This window comes from Streptomyces sp., from assembly GCF_036524955.1.
Classification (GTDB): Bacteria; Actinomycetota; Actinomycetes; order Streptomycetales; family Streptomycetaceae; genus Actinacidiphila.
The window spans coordinates 1-21488 of sequence record NZ_DATDBG010000155.1 but is presented as its reverse complement, the minus strand read 5'-3'; the positions used below and the strand labels follow the sequence as shown (position 1 = coordinate 21488).

Annotated in this window: 18 protein-coding genes and 1 pseudogene; 9 read left to right on the top strand and 10 right to left on the bottom strand. The window is 72.1% G+C overall.

The features are described from left to right. Positions 1-29: 29 nt before the first annotated feature. The 5 genes from VIW71_RS26570 to VIW71_RS12575 form a co-directional block, all read right to left on the bottom strand. On the bottom strand, positions 30-110 hold the full coding sequence (locus tag VIW71_RS26570; RefSeq protein ID WP_370673354.1) for a putative leader peptide: 81 nt from the start codon (positions 108-110) through the stop codon (positions 30-32). A gap of 208 nt (positions 111-318) precedes the next feature. Next, the gene (locus VIW71_RS12590; RefSeq protein WP_331622210.1) at positions 319-999 is read right to left on the bottom strand and encodes a DUF2993 domain-containing protein; all 681 of its coding nucleotides are present in this window, start codon (positions 997-999) and stop codon (positions 319-321) included. A gap of 121 nt (positions 1000-1120) precedes the next feature. Then, positions 1121-2695 (bottom strand): hypothetical protein, encoded by a 1575-nt coding sequence (locus VIW71_RS12585; protein WP_331622209.1) that lies wholly within the window; start codon positions 2693-2695, stop codon positions 1121-1123. 2 nt (positions 2696-2697) lie between these two features. Further along, complete coding sequence (locus tag VIW71_RS12580) at positions 2698-2979, bottom strand: MoaD/ThiS family protein (protein WP_331622208.1); 282 nt, start codon at positions 2977-2979, stop codon at positions 2698-2700. A 56-nt stretch (positions 2980-3035) separates the two neighbouring features. After that, positions 3036-3959, bottom strand: a complete 924-nt coding sequence (locus tag VIW71_RS12575; protein WP_331622207.1) for an alpha/beta hydrolase — start codon at positions 3957-3959, stop codon at positions 3036-3038. A gap of 226 nt (positions 3960-4185) precedes the next feature. On the opposite strand from VIW71_RS12575, the gene VIW71_RS12570 reads away from it, so the two are divergent. From VIW71_RS12570 to VIW71_RS12560, 3 genes and pseudogenes are all read left to right on the top strand, one after another. Beyond that, a complete protein-coding gene (locus tag VIW71_RS12570; protein ID WP_331622206.1) occupies positions 4186-4992 on the top strand; it encodes a winged helix-turn-helix transcriptional regulator in 807 nt (268 codons plus the stop codon). 43 nt (positions 4993-5035) lie between these two features. After that, positions 5036-6058: a LacI family DNA-binding transcriptional regulator gene (locus tag VIW71_RS12565; protein WP_331622205.1), complete on the top strand. Its 1023-nt coding sequence runs from the start codon at positions 5036-5038 to the stop codon at positions 6056-6058. A 179-nt stretch (positions 6059-6237) separates the two neighbouring features. Beyond that, positions 6238-6444, top strand: a pseudogene (locus tag VIW71_RS12560) (ATP-binding protein); the annotation flags it as partial. Here the strand turns inward: VIW71_RS12560 and VIW71_RS12555 are convergent. The 5 genes from VIW71_RS12555 to VIW71_RS12535 all read right to left on the bottom strand — a co-directional run bounded on the left by VIW71_RS12555 (position 6434) and on the right by VIW71_RS12535 (position 13962). After that, a complete protein-coding gene (locus VIW71_RS12555) occupies positions 6434-8209 on the bottom strand; it encodes a bifunctional metallophosphatase/5'-nucleotidase (RefSeq protein ID WP_331622204.1) in 1776 nt (591 codons plus the stop codon). The pseudogene VIW71_RS12560 and the gene VIW71_RS12555 sit on opposite strands and share 11 nt — an antisense overlap. Positions 8210-9657: 1448 nt before the next feature. Beyond that, a complete protein-coding gene (locus tag VIW71_RS12550) occupies positions 9658-10143 on the bottom strand; it encodes a MarR family winged helix-turn-helix transcriptional regulator (RefSeq protein WP_331622203.1) in 486 nt (161 codons plus the stop codon). Between the two features lie 442 nt (positions 10144-10585). Next, positions 10586-12040, bottom strand: a complete 1455-nt coding sequence (locus VIW71_RS12545) for an MFS transporter (RefSeq protein ID WP_331622201.1) — start codon at positions 12038-12040, stop codon at positions 10586-10588. Next, positions 12037-12951, bottom strand: coding sequence for an alpha/beta hydrolase (locus VIW71_RS12540; protein WP_331622200.1), 915 nt, complete (start codon positions 12949-12951; stop codon positions 12037-12039). The genes VIW71_RS12545 and VIW71_RS12540 overlap by 4 nt, the downstream gene beginning before the upstream one ends. Before the next feature lie 90 nt (positions 12952-13041). Then, on the bottom strand, positions 13042-13962 hold the full coding sequence (locus tag VIW71_RS12535) for a zinc-binding dehydrogenase (RefSeq protein ID WP_331622199.1): 921 nt from the start codon (positions 13960-13962) through the stop codon (positions 13042-13044). Positions 13963-14263: 301 nt separating this feature from the next. On the opposite strand from VIW71_RS12535, the gene VIW71_RS12530 reads away from it, so the two are divergent. From VIW71_RS12530 to VIW71_RS12505, 6 genes are all read left to right on the top strand, one after another. Next, positions 14264-14665: a winged helix-turn-helix transcriptional regulator gene (locus VIW71_RS12530; protein ID WP_331622198.1), complete on the top strand. Its 402-nt coding sequence runs from the start codon at positions 14264-14266 to the stop codon at positions 14663-14665. A gap of 478 nt (positions 14666-15143) precedes the next feature. Then, the gene (locus VIW71_RS12525; RefSeq protein WP_331622197.1) at positions 15144-16169 is read left to right on the top strand and encodes a ketoacyl-ACP synthase III family protein; all 1026 of its coding nucleotides are present in this window, start codon (positions 15144-15146) and stop codon (positions 16167-16169) included. A 141-nt stretch (positions 16170-16310) separates the two neighbouring features. Continuing rightward, entirely contained in the window at positions 16311-17348 is a 1038-nt protein-coding gene (locus VIW71_RS12520; RefSeq protein WP_331622195.1) for an AfsA-related hotdog domain-containing protein, read from the top strand. After that, entirely contained in the window at positions 17345-18076 is a 732-nt protein-coding gene (locus tag VIW71_RS12515) for an HAD family hydrolase (RefSeq protein WP_331622194.1), read from the top strand. Before VIW71_RS12520 ends, VIW71_RS12515 begins: the two co-directional genes overlap by 4 nt. A 37-nt stretch (positions 18077-18113) precedes the next feature. After that, entirely contained in the window at positions 18114-19805 is a 1692-nt protein-coding gene (locus VIW71_RS12510) for an FAD-dependent monooxygenase (RefSeq protein ID WP_331622193.1), read from the top strand. A gap of 143 nt (positions 19806-19948) precedes the next feature. Beyond that, positions 19949-20965, top strand: coding sequence for a 3-oxoacyl-ACP synthase III family protein (locus VIW71_RS12505; protein ID WP_331622192.1), 1017 nt, complete (start codon positions 19949-19951; stop codon positions 20963-20965). Positions 20966-21488: the final 523 nt, after the last annotated feature.

The window sequence follows — 21488 nt, the reverse complement described above, 5'->3', positions numbered from 1 at the left end:
CCGGCTTCGGCACGGGGGAGTTGCCGCCCCTAGGGCATGCGACAGAGCATGGCGGCGACGCGGCACAGGTCGACTGCCCGCCGCTTCGTGAGATCCGCCTGTCGCGTCATGCTCCCGATCGTAGGGAAATGAACGGGCGGGTGTCACCGCAGTGTCGCATTTCGAGACAAGATTGTCCGTATGGCGGTACGAATAGGGGGCCCCGGGCCGCCGCGCGGGTCGCCGCCCGCCCGGACGGCGACCCGGCGCCTGCGGTGCGGACACCACTGTCTCAGCAGGCGAGAACCGCGGGCCGGCCGGCACCCCGGGCACGCGGTCTCAGCCCGCCAGCACGACGTGCTTGCCGCCGGCCGCCACGGAGATGCCGTCCGGCGTGGCCGTCACCGAGGTCAGCGAGATCCCCTCGGGCAGGTGGGTGAGCCGGGTGGTGAAGTCGATCTGCTGCCGCAACTCGTCCTCCAGCCCCAGCGCGGTGAACGCCTCCGGCAGCCGCTCGGCGTGCAGCCCTATCTCGTCGGCGCCGCGCACGCTCACCTCGCTGAGCACGCTGAGCCGGGCGCCCATGAAGCCGCCGGTCAGCTTCACCATCGTCCTGCCGTCCGAGCGGCGGCCCGCGTACACCACGCTGGTCCCGGTCGGCGCGGCCTTCGACAGGTCCGCGTAGGTGACGAACGCAAGCCCGTCCGCGCTGTCGGCGACCGCGCGGCTGTAGTCCCCGGAGAGCCTCACCCCGTGCAGGTCGGCGTGGAAGCTGTCGATCCGCAGCGTCCGCCCGCCCTCGCCCGCGGCGATGTCGTGCGCGCTGACCTTCACGTCGTCCAGCTTGCCCCACAGCACCTGGGTGAGGAACGGGAACCCCTCGATCGACACCTTGGGCCTGCTGTCCAGGCCCTGGGTGGCCGCGGCGCGCTCGGCCGCCTTGTTCTCGGCCACGGACACGGCGATGCGGTCCGCCGCGACGAACAGACCGCCGAGGATCACCACGACGATCAGAACCATCCGCGCCACTCGCATGTGTCCGCACTCCCCGACTCGTACCGTGCTCGACTTTCCCCACGCCTGACGGGCGGTGGGGGCCGTACGGTTCCCGCCCGGACCGATCCGTTACCTCGTACGGGGATCAGGCCAGCGCCACGCCCAGGACGTAGACGACCGGCGCGGCGGCGGTCAGCGGCAGCGCCACGCCCGCGGTGAAGTGCACGAACCGGGACGGGAAGTCGTAACTGGCGACCCGCAGGCCGACCAGCGCGCAGGCGCCGCAGGCCGCCGCGAGCAGTGCCGCCCCGCCGACGCTCCCGCCGCCGAGGCCGGTGGCGGAGCCGGTCGCCAGGCCGGTGAGCGCGGCGGCGGCCAGGGCGAGCAGGACGGAGACCGGTTCGCCGCCCGGCAGCGGCAGGGCCCGCACCAGGGTGGCCGCGGCGACGGCGATCGCGCCGACCACCACCGGGTCGGTGCCGGCGGACGAGGTCGCGGCGGCCAGGTAGCCGGCCGCGACCACGGTGAGCAGGGTGGACGCGGAGGTCGCGGTCAGCGAGGAGAGCCGTTCGTCGGCGCTGCCGTGGTGGCGCAGTTGCAGCACGAGCACGAGCAGCAGCCAGATGCCGAGGGTGCCGAGCAGCGCTGCGGGCCCGTGGTCGCCGTCGACCGCGAGCACCGCGATGTCCGCGGTCACCCCGGAGAGGAAGGCGAGCAGGATGCCCTGGCGGGCGGGCCACATCCCGTTCAGCCGGAACCACCCGGCGGCGGTCACCGCCTGGAGCACGACGAGGAAGACGGTGAGACCCGGCTTCCACGCCGGAAGCGCGGCGCCGCCCGCCAGCAGCAGCCCGAGCGCGGCGGTGATCCCCGCGGGCTGGATGCCGGGCGGAATGATCGGCGAGCCGGTCCGGTCCGGCGGCGCCGCGTCCTCCACGACGGGCAGCACGGCGGTGTGCTCGCCGTCCGCGGCGGGCCGCGGGTACGGCTGAGGTGCGCCGACGCCCGGCGCGTACGCCCCCGGCTGCGGTTGCTGCTGCGACTGCGGCTCGGCGTACGCGTGCGGCTGCGACCACTCCTGCGCCGGCGGGTTGCCGTACGCGAACCCGTCCGCGCCCGCCTGCACGGGCGGGGTGCCGTACGCGAAGCCGTCCGCGCTCCCCTGCACAGGCGGACTGCCGTACACGAACCCGTCCGCTCCCGCCTGCACGGGCGGGGTGCCGTACACGAACCCGTCCGCTCCCCCGTGCTCCGCCCAGGGCCCCGCCGCGGTCGGCGCGGGACCCCACTCGCCCGCCCCCACGGGCGCGCCGTACGCCGCCGCGCCGTCGGTGGCGGCGCCGTGCCCGGTCGCCCACGCGTCCCCGGCCGACGGCGCTCCGAACGCCGCCCCCGGCTCCCCCTCCAGCGGCGGCTGCCCGCTCAGCGGCTCCGGCACGTACGTCCCGCCGTCGCGCCCGCCCCCGTACATGCCGCCGTCGTGCCCGCGCGGCTCCCCGGCCCCGTAGGCGCCGTAGCCGTGCACGCCGGCCTGCCCGTACCCCTGCTCGGGCCCGGTCCCGTACTCGCCGCCGTACCCGGGCCCCGGGCCGTAGCCGCCCCCGTACGCCGGGTCGGGTGCCTGGGGGTGGCCGTACGGGTGAGCGCCGTACGGGTCCGGGCCCGGCGGGTGGGCGGAACCCTCGTCCGGAGTGGAGGGGAAGTCGTCGTGATGGGTCATCGTCATCCTCCCGCGAACGGTGGGAGGACCTCCACCGTGCCGCCGTCGGGCAGGGGGACCGCGGAGTGGTCGCGGGTGCCGACGGAGGTCCCGTCGACCAGGAAGGAGCAGCGCTGGAGCACACGCGCGAACTCCGCGTCGTGGCGGGCGCGCGCGGCGGCCAGGGCGTCGGCCAGGGTCACCCCGCGGTACGGCTCCTCCGCCGTGCCCGCGGCGGCCTTCGCGGCGGCCCAGTAGCGGATCGTGCCCACTGCCGGGTGCGCGGCCGTGTCGGGTGCAGCCATCGCGGCTCCGTCCTCGTGTCAGTACGTGATGCGGGCTCCATCATGGCCCGTCCGCGTCACACGGCGGCAACACGGGCGGTCAGCCACTGGCCGATCCGGTCCAGCAGCGCGGGGTCCGCCGCGTTCTCCGCATGCCCGAAACCGCGCTCGATCCACAGTTCGGCGCCGCCCGGGCCGGCCGCCGCGGCCAGCGAGCGCGGATGGTCGAGCGGAAAGTACGCGTCCCGGTCGCCGTGCACGATCAGCAGCGGGGTCGGGGCGATGTACGGCACCGACTCCACCGGGGACGGCGGTACCGGGTTCCACGGCCGGGAGTGGACGCGCGTCCTCATGCCGAGCCGGGACACCAGCCGCCCCGCGGGCCGGGTGACCACCCAGTGCAGCCGCCGCATGGGCGCGGTACCGCGGTAGTACCAGCGCGCGGGCGAACTGACCGCGACCACCGCGTCGACTCCTCCCGACGCGTCCCTCGCAGCGCTGGGCGCCGGGGGCGCCTGACCGGCTTCGGGCCGCCGCACCGCATACCGCTCGCCGGACGGTTGCGGCCCCCCGGCCGCCCGGCCTCCCGCGTGCCGCAGCACCACAGAACCGCCCATCGAGAAACCGACCGTGGCCACCCGCTGGTATCCCAGCTCCCTCGCCCACCGCACCGCCGTGTCCAGATCGAGGACCTCCCGGTCGCCGACGGTGGACCGGCCGCCGGAGCGGCCGTGGCCGCGGAAGGAGAAGGTCACCACCCCGCCGTGGCGGGCGAGGTTCGCGGCCGCCGCCCGGATCGCGGGCCGTTCCAGCGCACCGGTGAAACCGTGGGCCACCACGATCGCCACCCGGCCGGATCCGCGCGGCCCAGGATGCGGTCCAGGATGGTGTTCGGCTTCGATGGACACCCCGTCGGACGTCAACAGAATCGCGCGCCGACCACCCGAAGTGATCGTCACAACACGCAAACGCTCGTCATCGGTCTCGGCACGGCTCTCCATGTGGGTTATTCTTCCGTGCATGAGGACCTGGGCAATGTCGCCCCCGGGTCCTTTCGTGCTTTCCGGCACGCCGCGAGCACACAGCACGCCACGCTGTAGCGGTACGCGCGCGGTACGTCGTCCTCGCAGGGACCGAGGAGGGGTTCACATTGAGCCGGCTCGACCAGAACCACCCGTACAACGAGTACCACCCGCGCCACGTCCGGACGACCGACGGGAGCGCCCGGTGAGTTCTCTGCTGCTTCTGACCAACGCGCTCCAGCCTTCCACGGAAGTGCTGCCCGCGCTCGGCTTGCTGCTGCACAGCGTCCGAGTGGCCCCGGCCGAGGGCCCGGCCCTCGTGGACACCCCGGGCGCCGACGTCATACTGATCGACGGCCGCCGCGATCTGCCGCAGGTCCGCAGCCTGTGCCAGTTGCTGCGCTCCACCGGACCCGGCTGCCCGCTGGTGCTGGTCGTCACCGAGGGCGGGCTCGCCGCGGTGACAGCGGACTGGGGCATCGACGACGTACTGCTGGACACCGCCGGGCCCGCCGAGGTCGAGGCGCGGCTGCGGCTGGCGATGGGCCGGCAGCAGATCACCACGGACGACAGCCCGATGGAGATCCGCAACGGCGACCTGTCCGTGGACGAGGCGACGTACAGCGCGAAGCTCAAGGGCCGGGTGCTCGACCTGACCTTCAAGGAGTTCGAGCTGCTGAAGTACCTGGCGCAGCACCCCGGCCGGGTCTTCACGCGTGCCCAGCTCCTCCAGGAGGTCTGGGGCTACGACTACTTCGGCGGCACCCGGACGGTCGACGTCCACGTGCGGCGGCTGCGCGCCAAGCTCGGCGTGGAGCACGAGTCGCTGATCGGCACGGTCCGCAACGTGGGTTACCGCTTCGTCACGCCGGAGAAGGTCGAGCGGGCCACGGAGGAGGCTGCCCGCAGCGAGGCCGCGCAGGGCAGGGCTGACCGGGCCATCGAGTCCACGGAGTCCGCCGACGAGGGCGACCCGGCGGACAGCCGCACATCCGCAGAGCAGAGCGCATGACGATTCATGTAAAGGCCGGATAGACACGCGTAGACTTCGCCACGTGCCCAAGGTGACGCGTGACGACGTGGCCAGGCTGGCCGGGACCTCCACCGCGGTCGTCAGCTACGTCATCAACAACGGACCCCGGCCGGTAGCCCCGGCCACACGCGAGCGTGTGCTCGCGGCCATCAAGCAGCTCGGCTACCGCCCCGACCGGGTCGCGCAGGCCATGGCGAGCCGCCGTACCGATCTGATCGGTCTGATCGTGCCCGACGCGCGCCAGCCGTTCTTCGCGGAAATGGCGCACGCGGTCGAACAGGCGGCGTCCGAGCGCGGCAAGATGGTGCTGGTCGGGAACTCCGACTACCTCGACGAGCGCGAGGTGCACTACCTGCGGGCCTTCCTCGGCATGCGGGTCTCCGGGCTGATCCTGATCAGCCAGGGCCCGAGCGAGAACGCCGCCACCGAGATCGACGCCTGGGACGCGCGGGTGGTGCTGCTGCACGAGCGTCCCGAGGCGATCGACGACATCGCCGTCGTGACCGACGACATCGGCGGCGCGCAGCTCGCCACCCAGCACCTGCTGGGGCACGGTCACGCGTACGTGGCCTGCCTCGGCGGTACCGAGATCACACCGGTCACCGGCGACCCGGTGACCGACCACGTGGTCGGCTGGCGGCGGGCCATGGAGGAATCCGGGCGGTCCACGGAGGGCCGCCTCTTCCAGGCGCCCTACAACCGCTATGACGCCTACCAGGTCGCGCTCGGACTGCTGTCCGGCCCGCACCGGCCGCCGGCCATCTTCTGCGCCACCGACGACCAGGCGATCGGCCTGCTGCGGGCCGCCCGCGAGCTGCGCATCGACGTCCCCGGCGAGCTGGCGGTGGCCGGGTTCGACGACGTGAAGGAGGCGGCGCTCGCCGACCCGCCGCTCACCACGGTCGCCTCCGACCGGCAGGCGATGGCCCGCGCGGCGGTGGACGCGGTGCTGGACGACTCGCTGCGGCTCGCGGGCTCCCGGCGGGAGCGGCTGCGGCAGTTCCCGTCACGCCTGGTGGTCCGCAGCTCCTGCGGGTGCGAGTAGCCCGCGCGGCGCCAGGCGGTTGTGTCCTGGGCGGTCTGCCGGCCGCCCCCGGCACCACTCGGTCCAGAGGCCCGCGAGGCACACCAAGAGCTCCAGCGGCAGCGAGGACGCCCCGGCCCGCGTCCTGATCGTGGACGACGAGCCCGCCGTACGGGAGGCGCTGCGCCGCAGCCCTGCCGCTCTTCGAACGGTTCTGGCGGTCGCCGTCCGTGCGGGGCCTGCGCGGCAGCGGGCTGGGGCTGTCGGTCGTGGCGCGGACCGTACAGCAGGCGGGCGGCGAGGTCGCCCCGGCCCCGGCAGCCGGGGGCGGCCCGCAGGCCCCCCTCCGACTGCCGGGGGCGCCGACCGCGCCGCCCGCAACTGCTCGACCGTCGGTTACCGGATGACGGTCACCCGGCCCCCGGCCGAGGGCGCGATCGGCGCCGTGGCGGAGGAGTGAGCGGTGAGGTAGGACGCGAAGGCGGCCAGGTCGTCCCCGCCGACCAGCGGGTCGGTGCCCTCGCCGAGCGCGGTGAAGCCGTCGCCGCCGCCCGCCAGGAAGTTGTTCATGGCGACGCGGTAGGTGGCGGCCGGGTCGATCGGCGTGCCGTTCAGCTTCACCGAGTCGGTGATCACCTGCGCGGCGCCGGTCTTGGTCAGGTCGAGGGTGTACGTGAACCCGGACGATACCTGCAGGATCCTCGGCTTTTCCGCGTTGGAGCCGCTGACCTGCTGCTGGAGTGCGGTGATGAGCTGCTGCCCGGTCAAGTTGACCAGGTTCACGGTGTTGCTGAACGGCTGCACGGCGAAGCCCTCGGCGTACGTGACGACGCCGTCGCCCTCGCTGCCGGACGCCTTGTAGACCAGGTCGGTACGGATGCCGCCGGGGTTGGTCAGCGCGATCTGCACGCTGGGATCGAGCGACTTGCCGTGCTCCAGGTGCGCGTCCGCGATGAGGTCGCCGAGCGGCGTCTCCAGACCGCCGGCCCGGTCGATGTCGGCGCTGATCCAGCCGAGCGTACGGTTGGCGATCGGCGCGGACAGCGTGTTCCAGCGGCCGATCAGCTGGGTCATGTCGGCGGCCTTGGGCTGTACGCGGTCCACCACGCGGTTGGTGCCGACGACCGAGGTACGGACGATGTCCTTCTTGTAGATGTCGTACTTCATGTTCAGCTCGGTGTAGAGCCGGCCGAAAGCGGCGGCGCTGGTGACCAGGCGGGGCTGGCCGTCCGGGTCCGGGATGGTGCACACGTACGACTGGTGGGTGTGGCCGGTGATGAGCGCGTCCACGTCCGGGGAGATCTTCTTGGCGATGCCCACGATCGGGCCGGAGATGCCGGAGCCGGGGCCGCCGGAGTCGCAGCTGTAGTTGTACGCGCCGGAGGCCGGGAGCCCGCCCTCGTGGATCAGCGCGACGATGGCCTTGACGCCCTGCCGCCTGAGGACCTTGCTGTACTTGTTGACGGTCTCGGCCTCGTCGAGGAACGACAGGCCCGCGACGCCGGACGCGGTGACGACGTTCGGGGTGCCCTTGAGGGTGACGCCGATGAAGCCGACCTTGACGCCCTTGACGTCCTTGACGACGTACGGCTGGAGCAGCGGCTGGCCGGTCTTCGTGCTGACGACGTTGGCCGAGAGAATCGGGTAGTCGGCGCCGGGGAAGGTCTCGCCGGGCACGTAGCAGCCGTCCACCGGGTGGCAGCCGCCGTTCTGCAGCCGCAGCAGTTCGTCCTTGCCCTCGTCGAACTCGTGGTTGCCCACGCTGGTGACGTCCAGGCCGACCTTGTTCATCGCCTCGACGGTCGGTTCGTCGTGGAACAGCCCCGACAGCAGCGGGCTCCCGCCCACCAGGTCGCCGGCCCCCACGGTCAGCGAACGCTCGTGCCCGGCGCGCGCGGTGCGCAGGCTGTTGGCCAGGTACTCCATGCCGCCCGCGTCGACGGTCTTGGTCGTGCCGTCCGGCTGCAGCTCCGTGAGCCGGCCCGAAGAACCGGCCGGCGGCTCCAGGTTGCCGTGGAAGTCGTTGATGGCGAGCAGCTGCAGATCCACGGTTCTGCTCGGCTTGCTGGTTTCAGACGCGTGACCGTCGTCGGTCGCGGGCCCCGCCGCGGCCAGTACGCCGACGGCCGCCAGCCCGGCGGCGGCCGCGGCAATTCTTCGTGCCAGAGACATGGGTCCCCTTGGGTTCAGGGTCGAGGGTTTGGTTCATGCTGGTTGGACATTGCAGGGCAGCTTAGAGTCAACGCGCGTAGCGCGGGAGGGGGTTGCCGGTTAAGAGCGAGTTACGACGGGGTGGTCCGCATTGGTCCGTTCGCGTGCGGGCAAGAGGTGTGCGGGGAGAGGCATGGACAAGCGGGAGGGGGATGAACGGTCCCGGAATCCGCGCCATCGTCTCCGTGATCCGCGCCGCACGGCCCCCGCACTCGTGGTGTTCGACCACGTCGGCATGTCCGAGGCCGACGCCCAAGTCCCCGCGGGAGGCGTCCAGTCGGGCGAGAACCTGGCCGGGCCGCATCGCCCCGCGCTGCGCTTCCACGCCGTGGGCGCGACCCTGTCCGTGACGTCGGTTCACCGGACCGCGTCCTGCGGGAGGTTGGCGGTGGGAAGAGCCCAGCGGTCGGCGACCTGACAGGAGTGGGCGCCGGGGTGACCGGCGAATTCGCAGCAGGGTCACCGCTGCCGGGACCGACGGAGGGGCAGTCGGGCAGAGCGGTGCCGTTGATCGGGCCTGACCGCTCTCCGCGATGGCAGCCTCCGACATGGCCGACATGGCCGACGTGGGGACCCGAGGCAGGGAGAAAGACACCCTCTACGCCCTCGACCTGAGCGACGCCGTGTGGGCGGGGCGCCCGGGAGCGATCCGGCGGCCTGCATGGAGATCGCCCGCCGCCCCGGGGCCACCGTAGCGATGCTTAACGCCGGCTTCGACTACCACCCCTCCGGTTCACCGCACCCGAAGGGCAAGCCTTCACCGCCTGCGCGGAGATGGCCGTGCGACTCGTGGGGGGCGAGACAGGACTGTCGGTCGTCAACCTCCTCGAACCGGCGTAACGCCACCTCAGCCCCACGCGAGGGTGAGGCAAGGCGGATTCAGTACGCCGTCGGCCGCCTCGGGCCAGTGGGGGCCGGAGGGGAAAGGCCCGCCACGAGAGAAAATCAGCACCCCCAAGGCCGAGCGTGGGACACCCGCGCCCGGGGGCGGGGCCGGCGGCGCCGCGGGCCCCCTGCCGCGGCCCCGGCTGCTCGCCCTTCGCAACCGGGACCTCACCGCGAAGCCATCCGGCGGCAATCCCTGGTTCACCCGCCCGGGAAGGCCGGATAGTGTACGCTGGCTCGGCCAACTCCCGTACGGCAGCCGGGTGGTGGCCCTGTTCACACGTGACGACGGTCCCCGGCCCGACCACCGGGTCCGTGGATGTCACTGCGGACCTGGGGCTCAGCGCATCTTCCGCCGTAAGGGACCTGTGGGCGCAGGACCTCGGGCCGAGGCGTGAACACCTGGTGACGGTCGCGCGCATCGCGAACGGCGCGGCGCGATCCACCCCCATAGGGCATGACAGACGGGCGGCGGCCCACCGTACGGCGAGGCCGGTGGACGCGGTCGCAACCGACCGCGTCCGTCACGATGCCGCGGCGTGCCGGACTGGAACAGCGCCGGGACGCTCGGCGGCCAGCGCGCCGATGGCGGTGTCGAGCAGCACGCGCAGGGAGTCCAGTTCGCTGTCGGTGAAGGCCTGCATCAGCCGCCGCTCCACCGCGATGGCCGCCTGGTCGGCCTGCCTCAGCAGGTTCCGGCCGCTGCGGGTGAGCCGGATCAGCAGCACCTTGGCGTGGTCGGCGGAGTGGCTGCGGGTGATCAGCCCGCGGTCCTCCAGCAGGGCGACGACACCGTTCATGGCCTGCGCGGTGACGCCGCACCGGCGGGCGAGCTGGGCGCCGGAGATCTGGGGCGACTCCCAGACCGCCAGCAGGGCGGCGTACTGCGGCACGGTCAGGCCGAACGGACGCAGCACCCGGTGTTTCTCGCCGACGAGGGCCTGCTCGCACTGCTTGATCTGATTGCCGAGCCTCATTGCAGAGTGCAGGGAGTCGGTCGAGCTGGCCACGGTCACTCCTCGAAGTCGTTCGGATACTTACTGGACCAGGATACCTTTCAACCACTTCGTGTAAAGACCTTGTTAAGGCCCATGAACTTTATTTGTGGAGAAGACGACCGGGCGGGGCGAGTGGGACGACCGGGCACGCTGTGCCGGCTGGGACGCGGTGCCGGACACAGCCCCGTAACGTGCGCCTCGGTTGCCGCCCGGCCCTGACGCGCGGCCCGGCGCCCGTGCACGCCCACAGACATGTCAACGTTGCACCCACGTCAACCGTTACCCGGTCGGCACCGGCATTTCTCCGGCGGTCGACCGAGGTCCCCGCCCGGCACGCCCGCACGCGTGCCCAGACGTGTCAACGCCGCGCCCGCGTGGACCGTTACCCGGCCGGCACCGGCTCTTGGCCGTGGTCGGGTGTCGGTCCGCGCGGGCGCGGCGAAGTGGCGCGGGGTCAGTTCCGCGCCGGGGCGGGGTCCGCCTTCTGGGACGCGGCGACCGGGGTCTCCTTGGCCGCGGCCTGCGGGACGGCCACCGTGCGCAAACCGATCCACGCTGCCAGCGCGCCCACGATCTGCACCACCGCGGTGATGATGAGAGCCAGCCGCAGCTCCGTCCCGATGGACGCGCCCACCACGGTGCCCAGGACGGACACGCCGAGCACGCCACCGACCTGACGGGCGGTGTTGAGCACGCCGGAGGCCGCACCGGCCTCGGACGGGTTGACGCCGGTCATCGCCGCCGCCGCCACCGCCGGGATCGAGAAGGCCATACCGGCGCCGGTGATCAGCAGGCCAGGGACCGCCCAGCCGTAGGACGTGTCCAGGCTCAGACCGCTCAGGCAGAGCGCACCCACGGACATCGCGGCCAGCCCGAAGGCGAGCGGCCGACGCGGACCGTACTTGCCGACCACCCGGCCGGCCACCGACGGCAGCAGCACGCACAGCGCCGTCATCGGCAGTTCCGCGACACCGGTTTGCAGGGCGCCGTAACCGCGTGCCGTCTGGAAGTACAGCGCGAGCAGGAACATCTGGCTGTACGTGCCGAAGTTGATCGCGGAGCCGGCGAACACCGACGAGCTGAGCCGTGCGCTGCGCAGCAGCCGCAGCGGGAACATCGGGGCCGACGAACGCAGTTCGATGGCGATGAACAGCGCCCCGGCGACCGCCGCGCCGACCAGCGACACCAGGACCGAGGTCGACGACCAGCCGTGCTCGCCCGCCGTGATGACGCCGTAGGTGAGCGCGCCCAGGGCGGCGACCCCGGCCACCTGGCCGGGGATGTCCAGGGCCCGCTCCGGGTTCCGCTTCGACGGCGGCAGCCAGCGGCGGACCAACCACAGGCCCACGGCGACGACCGGGATGTTGATCAGGAACACCGACTGCCAGCCGAACAGCGTGACCAGCAGGCCGCCGATGAGCGGACCGCTCGCGGTGCCGGCACCGGCCACGGTGGCCCACAGGCCGAACGCCCGGCCGCGCTCCTTGGGTTCGGTGAAGGTCACCGACAGCAGCGCCAGCGAGGAGGGCGTCGCCAGCGCGCCGCCGACACCGGCCACCAGCTGGCCCGCGATCAGCTCACCCGGCGTACGGGCGACGGCCGACAGCACGGACCCGGCCCCGAAGATGCTCAGACCGACGGCGAAGAGCCGGCGTGCGCCGTAACGGTCACTCAGGGCGCCGGCGGTGAGCAGCAGGCTGGCGAAGACCAGGAGATAGCCGTCGACCACCCACTGCAGGCCGCCGACAGTGGCGTGCAGGTCCTTGCCGATGTCGGGCAGCGCGACGTTCTTCGCGGTCGTGTCCAGAATGACCATGAAGTAGCCGAGCGAGGTGATCACCAGCGTGCGCGGCTTCAGACGGTCGGCGGCGGCCGGGGTCACCTCGCCCGCCGTGGCTCCCGCGTTCACGACGCGGCCTCTGCCTCGACCAGGTGGGTGACAAACCAGTCCCGCGCCTCGCTGGACACCTTGTCGAAGTGCTCCCGGTAGACGCTGTAGTGGTTGCCGCCGTTCAGCCGGACCAGCTTCTTCGGGCCCTCGACCTTCTCCAGGGCGTCGATGGCGTACTGCTCGGGGTTGATCTCGTCGTTCTCCTCGACGATGAGCAGCACCGGGCGGGGCGCGAAGCGCGGCAGGTAGTCGGCCGGCTCGAACTCCATCAGCCGGTCGATCGTCTGGAAGGTGAGCTGGTTGACCCAGTGCGGGGTGGCCTTGGCTTCCTCGGTCATCCAGGAGTACGTGCCCTCGTCGGACGCCAGGGCCTGGTCGGCCGGGTCGATGCTGGTCTGGATCATGCGCACCAGCGGCTGCCCGCTGACGATGCCCACCCGGTCGGCCTCCAGCGCGGTGCGCAGACCCGCCAGCACCTCGGGGGTGGTGAGCTGCTTCATCAGGCCGGAGCCGCTGGCCACCGGCACCTGGAGGGCGAGCACCTTGACCCGCCGGTCCACGGCCGCGGTCACCATGGCCGGGCCGCCGCCGAAGCTGGTGCCCCACACACCGATCCGCGAGGTGTCGATGCCGTCCAGGGTGTGCACGTAGTCGATGGCCGCCCGCAGGTCGTGGACGATGCGCCAGGCGTCGGCCTGCTGGCGCGGCTCGCCGTCGCTGACGCCGAAGCCGCGGTAGTCGGCGGCGATGCAGGCGATGCCGGCCTCGTTGAAGACCGCCGCGGTCTCACGTACCCACTCGTGCAGGGTGCCCAGCCCCTGGGCCAGGAGCACCAGCGGATACCCGGCGGCCGGGCGAGCCGACTCCGGCGTGTACAGCGCGCCGCGGAGGACCGCGCCGTCGGAGGTGAAGCCGATCGGTGTGATCATGGCAAATCTCCTTCTCATACTGTGCTTGGCGCGCCAGGCGAGCGGGCCTGGCGCGCCGGGACCGCGGTGGTCCTGGGTGCTGGGTACGTGTTACGCGCTGACGGTGAGGACGGCCTTGCCGGCCACCTGGCGGTTCATGAGCTTCGCCGCGACCTCGTTGGCGCTCGACCAGTCGGTGCTGACGCTGAGCAGCGGGTTCAGGCTTCCGGTAGCGACGAGCTCCACCAGCAGCGCGAGGTCGTCGGCGTCCGAGCCCTGGGCGTTGAAGAGGAACTGCTTCAGCCCGGCGGTCTCGTGGCCGCCGAAGAACTCGAAGAAGTTCACCTCGGTGCTCTGGCCGGAGGAGTTGCCGGCCAGGAAGATCGTACCGCCGGGGGCGATCTTGGTCAGCGCGGTGCGCAGCGACGCACCACCGGCCGACTCGACGATGATGTCGTAGGCGTCGGGAGCGTCGGCGATGTCGGTCACCACCAGCTCCGCGCCCAGCTCCGTCAGGCCCTTGCCGCGCTCGGCACTGCCGACGACGGCGGTGATGCTGGCGCCGGCCGCCGCGCCCAGCTCGATGAAGAACCGGCCGACGCCACCGGCCGCGCCGGTGAGCAGGATCTTCTTGCCCAGGGTCTGGCCGGAGGCGCGCAGCAGGCGCAGCGCGTTCAGACCAGCGACCGGCAGCGAGGCGGCCTGCTCGAAGGTGACGTTCTCGGGCAGTACGGCGAGCCGGCTGACGGGAGAGGCGACCTGCTGCGCCCAGCCCTTCTCGTCGACCCGCGCCACGACCCGGCTGCCGACGGCCGGCCCGCTGCCGTCAGCGGCGGCGGCGCTCACCACACCCGCGATGTCCCAGCCCAGCTCCCATCCGGCCGGGTACATGCCGGTCATCAGAATGTCGCCGCGGTTGACCGACACCGCCTTGACGTCCACCAGGACCTCGTCGGCGGCGGGCAGGGGTGCCGGACCCTCGGCGAACTCCAGCGGCGTGTCGGCGTTGCCGGTGGAACGGAGAAGACGCATGGGAGATTTCCTTCGCATCGATAGGCGTCATCGGCGGGCGTGCCTGTCCGGGCCTCCGGCGCTGCCGTGACCTCGGAGGAACTGCCTCGTTTCCGGTTACACCTATTCCTTCATCAATCGGACTCGCGGTCGGCAAGAAATTGAATCAGCGACATCCATTGGCGTTGCTCGAAGGCGGGGAATGCGTGTCGGTAAATGTTCGGACAACGCCCCACGCCACTGCCGACCGGCCAGACACCATGATTGGCCTCGGCCGCCGGACACGGAAGGCGGCACCTTGAGGTGCGGTAGTGTCGCCAAGGTGACTACCTACGCCAGCGGTTCGTCCGACGGTCGGTTCGACATCATGTCGGAGGCATGCCCCACCCGCCAGGTCGTCAACCAGATCGGGAGCCGGTGGGGCCTGCTGATCCTGACCGCGCTGGAGGACGGGACCTTGCGGTTCAACCAGCTCAAGATACGGGTCGAGGGCATCAGCCAGAAAGTGCTGACCCAGAACCTCCGGATCCTGGAGCGCGACGGGATCGTCCGACGCCGTGCGATCCTCACCACTCCGGTGACGGTCGAGTACTCACTGACCGCGCTGGGGCGGGAGTTGACGTCGATCATCAGTCAACTGCGGGAGTGGTCGTACGCCCACATGGACAGGATCGAGGAGGCGCGGGCGCAGTACGACGCCGGCGTCCTGTCCGACGCGGACTGAGCGCACCCCGGCATCGAGGGCCGACGCACGAGCTCGCGCAGTGGCCGGCTGAGGAACGAGGCCTTCCGCCGGGGGCGCCCCCGGCGGAAGGCTGGGGGAGAGTGAGCAGGAAGCCGAGCGACCTCGGAGCCGGACCGTCCGCGAGGTGCGGGCGGCGCTGCCGCGTGTCCCGACGCCGTCCGCCACCGCACTCTCCTTCGAGTGATCGATTCCGTCGTACACCTTCCGTTCCGTCATACACGTTCCGGCGCACAGCTTCGAGCAGAGGTGCCCTTACCCGGGGCCACCGGAAAGTCACACCAGCCTCACGCACCCCAGCCGATCTTCACATTCGGCAGAATTGCCTATCAACGACGCGCCGAGAGGCCGGTTCCCTATTTAAACCAAAGTTCCTTGACACGGTTCTACGTCCATAGTTGAATCAGGGCCGTTATACACAACGGACGGCGGGCCTACTGGCCTGTACCGGGGGAACGGGGTGGAGACAGTGCACGACGTGCACATCGCGGCGGTGAGTCTTTGGCTACCCAAACGCCGCGATGCTGTCGAGGACGCGATCGCCGAGGGGCGAGCGGATGAACAGCAGCGCGACCGGGACGGCTACCTGGAACTTCCGGTGAGCACCGACCTGGCCGCGCCCGAGATGGCGGTGGCCGCCGCGACCGAGGCACTGGCCACCGCGGGGCTTGCGGGTGAGCGACTGGGGTTCACCGCGCATGCCTGGATCTACCACCAAGGACACGACTTCTGGTCCCCCGCGCATTTCGTGGCGGCGGGTGTCGGGGCGCTCGAGGCGCTCCCGGTGGGCGTGCAGCAGATGTGCAACGGCGGCGCGACGGCCGTACAGATCGCGCTCGACCGGATGGCGGCGGACCCGGACCTGGAGGCTGCTCTCGTCACCACCGGCGACCGCTTCGCCGCTCCGGTCTTCGACCGCTGGCGCGGTGACTACGCCGTCGCCTACGGGGACGGCGCCACAGCACTGGTGCTGACCCGCGGTCCCGGCCGCTACCGGGTCAGGGGCCTGGCGACCACCGCCGCGCCGGCCATGGAATGGATGCACCGGGGCGACGACCCCTTCTCCGACTCCGCCCGCGAGAACGGCGGCGCGGTGGACGTACGGCGGACCAAGAAGGTCTTCATGGCCGCGGGCGGCGGGCCACTGTTCGCCAGCACGGCGGTCAAGTCCGTCACCGACGTGCTGCACCGGGCGCTGGCCCAGGCAGGGGTCGAGCTGGAGGACCGCCGGCTGCGCTGCGTCGCGCTGCCGCGACTGGGCACCAGCGTGCTGGACGACGCGTACCGGCCCGCGCTCGACGGGCTGCTCCCGCAAGCGGAACTGTTCGACTTCGGCCGGACCACCGGCCACCTCGGGGCGGGCGACGCCGCCGCCAACCTTGCATCCCTGGACGAGCTCTCCGTGCTGGAGTCCGGCGACATGGCCCTTCTCATCTCCGCGGGTGCGGGTTTCACCTGGTCCTGTCTCGTCGTCGAGGCAGTCTGACGCTCTCTCACCGACCCCGGGCCGCGCGACGCGTCCCGCGGTCCGTACCGGGGACCGGCGCGCCGATCGTGCGCCGGTGACATCGCGCCACCCACCCCACATGGCCGTTCTCACATGCTTGCACGAGAGGAATTTCGTGTCATGATCGTATCAACGCTTCCGTCCGCCCCACCGCTCACCGGATTCCTGCCGGCCACCGCCCGCACCGTTGACCGGGCCCTGGTCCACCGCTCCTCCCTGAGCGAGGTCTTCCTGACCGACCTGCGCCCCGAGGACGACGGATTCCTCGCCACCGCGCAACTGCCGCGTTCGCACGCCTACTGGGGCGACCACGTACTCAGCCCGGCGTCGTACGACCCGGTCCTGCTGATCGAGGTCTGCCGGCAGGCCACCCTGGCCGGCTCCCACCGCTTCTACGGCGTCCCCATGGACTCCAAGTTCATCCTCACCCAGCAGACCCTGGCGCTCACCCGGCCCGAACTGCTGACGATCGGCACCGAGCCCGCCGTCCTGCTGCTGCGCGCCACCGTGACCGAGCGCCGCGAGAAGGAGGGCGTGGTCACCGGCCTCGACTACGCCTTGCGGCTGTACGCGCTGCCCGTCGGCCAGGACGCCGAGGACGACGGCGCGACCGAGCTGGGCACCGCCGAGGTGGGCCTGCGCTTCCGGTCGCCCGACTCCTACGCGGACCTGCGGCTGCGCGGCCGTGGCGGTCGCGCTCCGCGCAGTACGGCTCAGATGCCGGCCGCGCAGCAGGCGTTCCCGGCGGCACCGCACCTGGTCGGCCGTCAGCTGGCGGACAACGTGGTGCTCTCCGAGCCCCGGCCGGAGAAGGAAGGCGCGTCCGCGACGCTGCGCATCGCCGCCTCGCACCCCAGCCTGTTCGACCACGCGCAGGACCACGTGCCCGGCATGGTGCTGATCGAAGGAGCGCGGCAGCTCTCGCTGCACACCCTCCGCGATCAGCTCGGGCTGGCCCCCGAGCGCCTCCGGGTGCTGGGCATCCGCGCCGCCTACCAGCGCTTCGGCGAACTGGAGACCCCGATCTCGCTGGGCACCGAACTGCCCTCGGCCCAGGACGCCCTGCTCGCTGATCAGTTCGAAGTGCTGGTCAAAGTCTACCAGGATGACCAGATCATCACCGATCTGACCGTTTCTGTCGGCCGGGTGGCGCGATGACCGTGAACGCCGCGAGCCGAGTCGCCTTCTTCGATGTCGACGAGACGCTGATCGCCACCAAGAGCATGTTCGCCTTCCTCGCCCACTACCTTCGGGCCCAGGGCGAGCCGGGGAGCACGTACGAGCGGCTGACCGGCGAGCTGCACCAGGCCGCCGCCGCGGGCACGCCGCGCCACGAGATCAACCGCCGTTACTACCAGCTCTACAAGGGCCGCAGCGTCGCCTCGCTGGCCGCGGCCGGACGGGACTGGTTCGAGGACTCGCTGGACGGGCTCTTCCTGGACCAGCCGCTCTCCCACCTGGAGGCGCACCGGGACGCGGGGACACCCGTCGTCCTGCTGTCCGGGTCGTTCTTCGCCTGCCTCGACCCGGTGGCCGAGCACACCGGCGCCACCTGGGCGATCGGCACCCGGCCCCTGATGCGGCGCGGTGAACTGACCGGCGACGTGCTGGTGCCGATGATCGGCGACCGCAAGGGGCGCGCGGCCAACGCCGTGGCCGGCGTCCTGGGCGTCTCGCTGAAGGAGAGCTACGCCTACGGCGACCACGCCAGCGACCTCGCGCTGCTGAGCTGTGTCGGGAACCCGCACGTCATCGGCGACGACCCGGTGCTCAAGGCCGAGGCGGAGCAGCACGGCTGGCCCCGGCTGTCGGACACCCCGCGCCCGACCATCCCCGAACCCGTGTACGCGGCACAGCAGCCCGGACCGGCCCCCATGTCGACCTGACCCGGTGACGACCGGCCCACGAAGGGACCGAAACCTCATGACCGAAACGCCAGCGCACGCTGCAGACTCCGGCGCCGCCGACACCGGCGCCCCGAACCCGGACCCGCGTCCGCTGCCCGTCCTCGTGGTGGGCTCGGGACCGGTGGGCCTGACCGTGGCGGCGGAACTCCTGCGCCGCGGCGTCGACGTCCGCGTGGTGGAGCGTGCCGAGCAGGCCTCCCCGCGGACCAAGGCGCTCCTGGTGTGGCCGCGCACCCTCGACGTGCTGCGCGGACTCGGCGGCGCCAAGGCCATCGAGTCCGGCGCGCTGCCGGTGGACTCCTTCCGCTACTACTCCTCGGCCCGGCTGACCGCCCGGCTCGGCTTCGACGCGCGCACCCGACCGGCCGTCCTGCCGCAGCCCGCCGTCGAGTCGCTGCTGACCGAGGCCCTGGAGGGGATCGGCGGCACCGTCGAACGCGGCAGCATGCTGGTCGAACTGACGCAGACCGACACGGGCGTGCGGGTGGGGCTGGAGAGCGCCGGCGAGGTCACGCACCACGACTTCAGCTACGTCATCGGCTGCGACGGCGCCAGCAGCACCGTGCGGGAGCTGCTGGGCCTGGCCTTCGACGGCGAGACCCACCCGCTCACCTTCATGCTGGCCGACTGCCTGGTGGAGGGCTCGATCCAGCCGGACGCCGTCCACTACTACTGCTCGCCGCGCGGCGTCCTGGTGATGATCGCCCTGCCGGGCGGCAGGTTCCGGGTGTTCACCTCCGCTCCTCCCGGCCTCACCCGCGAGGAGGCCACCATGGAACTGCTCCAGGAGATGGTGGACCAGCGCGGTCCCGGCGGGCTGCGGATCTACGACGAGGACTGGACCAGCATCTTCGCCGTCCACGCCCGGCACGCCGAACGGTTCAGGACCGGCCGGGTCTTCCTGGCCGGCGACGCCGCGCACATCCACAGCCCGGCCGGCGGCCAGGGACTCAACACCGGTGTGACCGACGCCCACAACCTGGCCTGGAAGATCGCCCTGGCCTGGCACGGCCACGCCGGCGACGCCCTGCTGGACACCTACCAGAGCGAGCGGCGCGAGGTGGCCGGCGCGGTGGTCCGGCAGGCCGAACTGCAGACCGCGGCCTGGCTGATCAAGAAGCCCTGGAAGGTCGCCCTGCGGGACGCCTCGGCCTGGATCGCCTCCACGACCAAGCTGTTCAACCGGGACTACGTGCCGTGGCTGACCGGCCTGCGCACCAGCTACCGGGACGGCGCCGTGATGCCCGACGGCACCCGCCGCCCGGGGGCGGCCGGTGAACGCCGCTTCGTCCCCGGCGCGCTGCTGCCGGCCCGGCTCCTGGAGGACGCCCACATCGTGGGCGGCGGCCTGCACCACACGCTGCTGGTCGTGCCCGGCCGCAAGGACGCGGCCCCGGTCGCCGCCACCGGCCTGCTCTCCGCCGTCTCCCGCGTGGCCGCGGCCGGCGTGCTGCGCCTGCGGACCGTGACCGACCGGCGGCTCGGCACCGAGCAGCAGGGCGACGAGGCGGTCGCCGCGCTGCGGGCCGTACCGGCGGGCAGCCTGCTGGTCCTCGTCCGGCCCGACGGCCATGTGGCGGCCGTCGGCCGACCGGACGCCACCGACGACCTGACCGGGTACCTCGACCGGTACCTGCAGCCCGACCCGCCCCGGCGCACCGAGGAGCAGGCCCCTCAGCCCCAGGAGTTTTCGATCAGCGGTACCTGATGTCACGCCCCCGGGCCAGGCCACCGTCCAGCGCCGCACGGCAGACCCCGGTCCTCTCTGGGTACTTCGGGTCCGCGGCCCCGCCGCGGACCCGAACCCCGAGCGACGCACGCGCCAACTCCTTACACGAGAGCGAGACACCCATGAGCTCCATCGGGATTCTCAGTACCGGCTCCTATCTGCCGGACCGCGTCATCACCAACGCCGACCTGGCCGCCACCGCCGGTGTCACCCCGGAGTGGATCGAGAGCAGGACCGCGATAGTGGAACGGCGGCGGGCCGCCTCCGGGGAGGCGACCTCCGACCTCGCCGCCGCCGCCGCACAGCGCGCCATGGACGCGGCGGGCCTGGTACCCGCCGAGATCGACTTCATCGTCGTGGCCACCTCGACGCCGGACCACCCGCAGCCGGCCACCGCCAGCATCGTCCAGCACCTGATCGGTGCCACCACCGCGGCGGCCGTCGACGTCAACGCCGTGTGCAGCGGCTTCGTCTACGCGCTCGCGATGGCCCAGGGCCTGCTCAGCGTCCGGGCCGGCGGCGGCTACGGCCTGGTCATCGGCGCCGACATCTACTCGCGCATCCTGGACTACACCGACCGCAAGACGGCCATCCTCTTCGGCGACGGCGCCGGCGCCGTCGTGCTCGGCCCGGTCGCCGAGGGCACCGGGATCATCGGCACCACGCTGCGCGGGCACGGTGCCGCCCACGAACTGATCAGCGTGCCGGCCGGCGGCAGCCGCACCCCCTCGTCGGAGAGCACCGTCCGCGAGGGCGGCCACTACTTCCGCATGGACGGCCGCGGGGTGCGCGACTTCGTCAACGCGCAACTGCCGGGAGCGGTCTCCGAGCTGCTCAAGGAATGCGCGATCGACCCCATCGACGTCAAGCACATGGTGCCGCACCAGGCCAACGGCATGATGCTGCGCGACCTGTGGAAAGACCTCGACCTCCCCTCCGCCACCTTGCAGTTGACCGTCGAGCGCTACGCCAACACCGGCTCCGCCTCGATCCCGATCACCCTGGACGCCGCGCACCGCGCCGGCGCGCTGAGCCCGGGGGACAACATCCTGCTGGCCGGCTTCGGTGGCGGCATGAACCTCGGGCTCGCCATGTGCCAGTGGTCCGTGCCCAGCTTCCAGGAGGCGGGTCTGAACTGACGGACGGGAAGGACGAGGAATGCCCTGACCGTACGCTTCCGTGAGACCGGCGGACCGGACGTCCTCACCGTCGAGGACCTTCCGGTGGAACGACCACGGCGGCCACGGGGAGCGGTTCGTCGTCCCGGCTGCGGCGGTGGTCCAGCGCCCCGAGACGATCAGCGCGCCCGTCGGGGCAGCGACCCGGACGGCGTTCCCCACCGTGTACGGCGCTCGGGCGGACGTCGGTGGCGCGCGCGTACGCCATGGCGCGGCGACACGATTCTCCAGATCACCCAGGAGCCCGCACGCCTGCGCGCGGCGAGGGGCTTCATCACCGACGGCCTCGCCTCCGGAAGGCCTGGCCCCGGTGACCGACCGGACTTTCCCGCCGACCGGGATCGTCGCGGCCCACCGCTTCCCGGCGTCGAACGCCGCACGGTGGTCGCGCCGGTCCGGGGAGCACAGGGCGCCGGGGCTCACACGGTCAGGATTAGCCCCCGTCCGCCGTCGATGAGCTCGCGTGCCACCTCGAGAGGGCGGG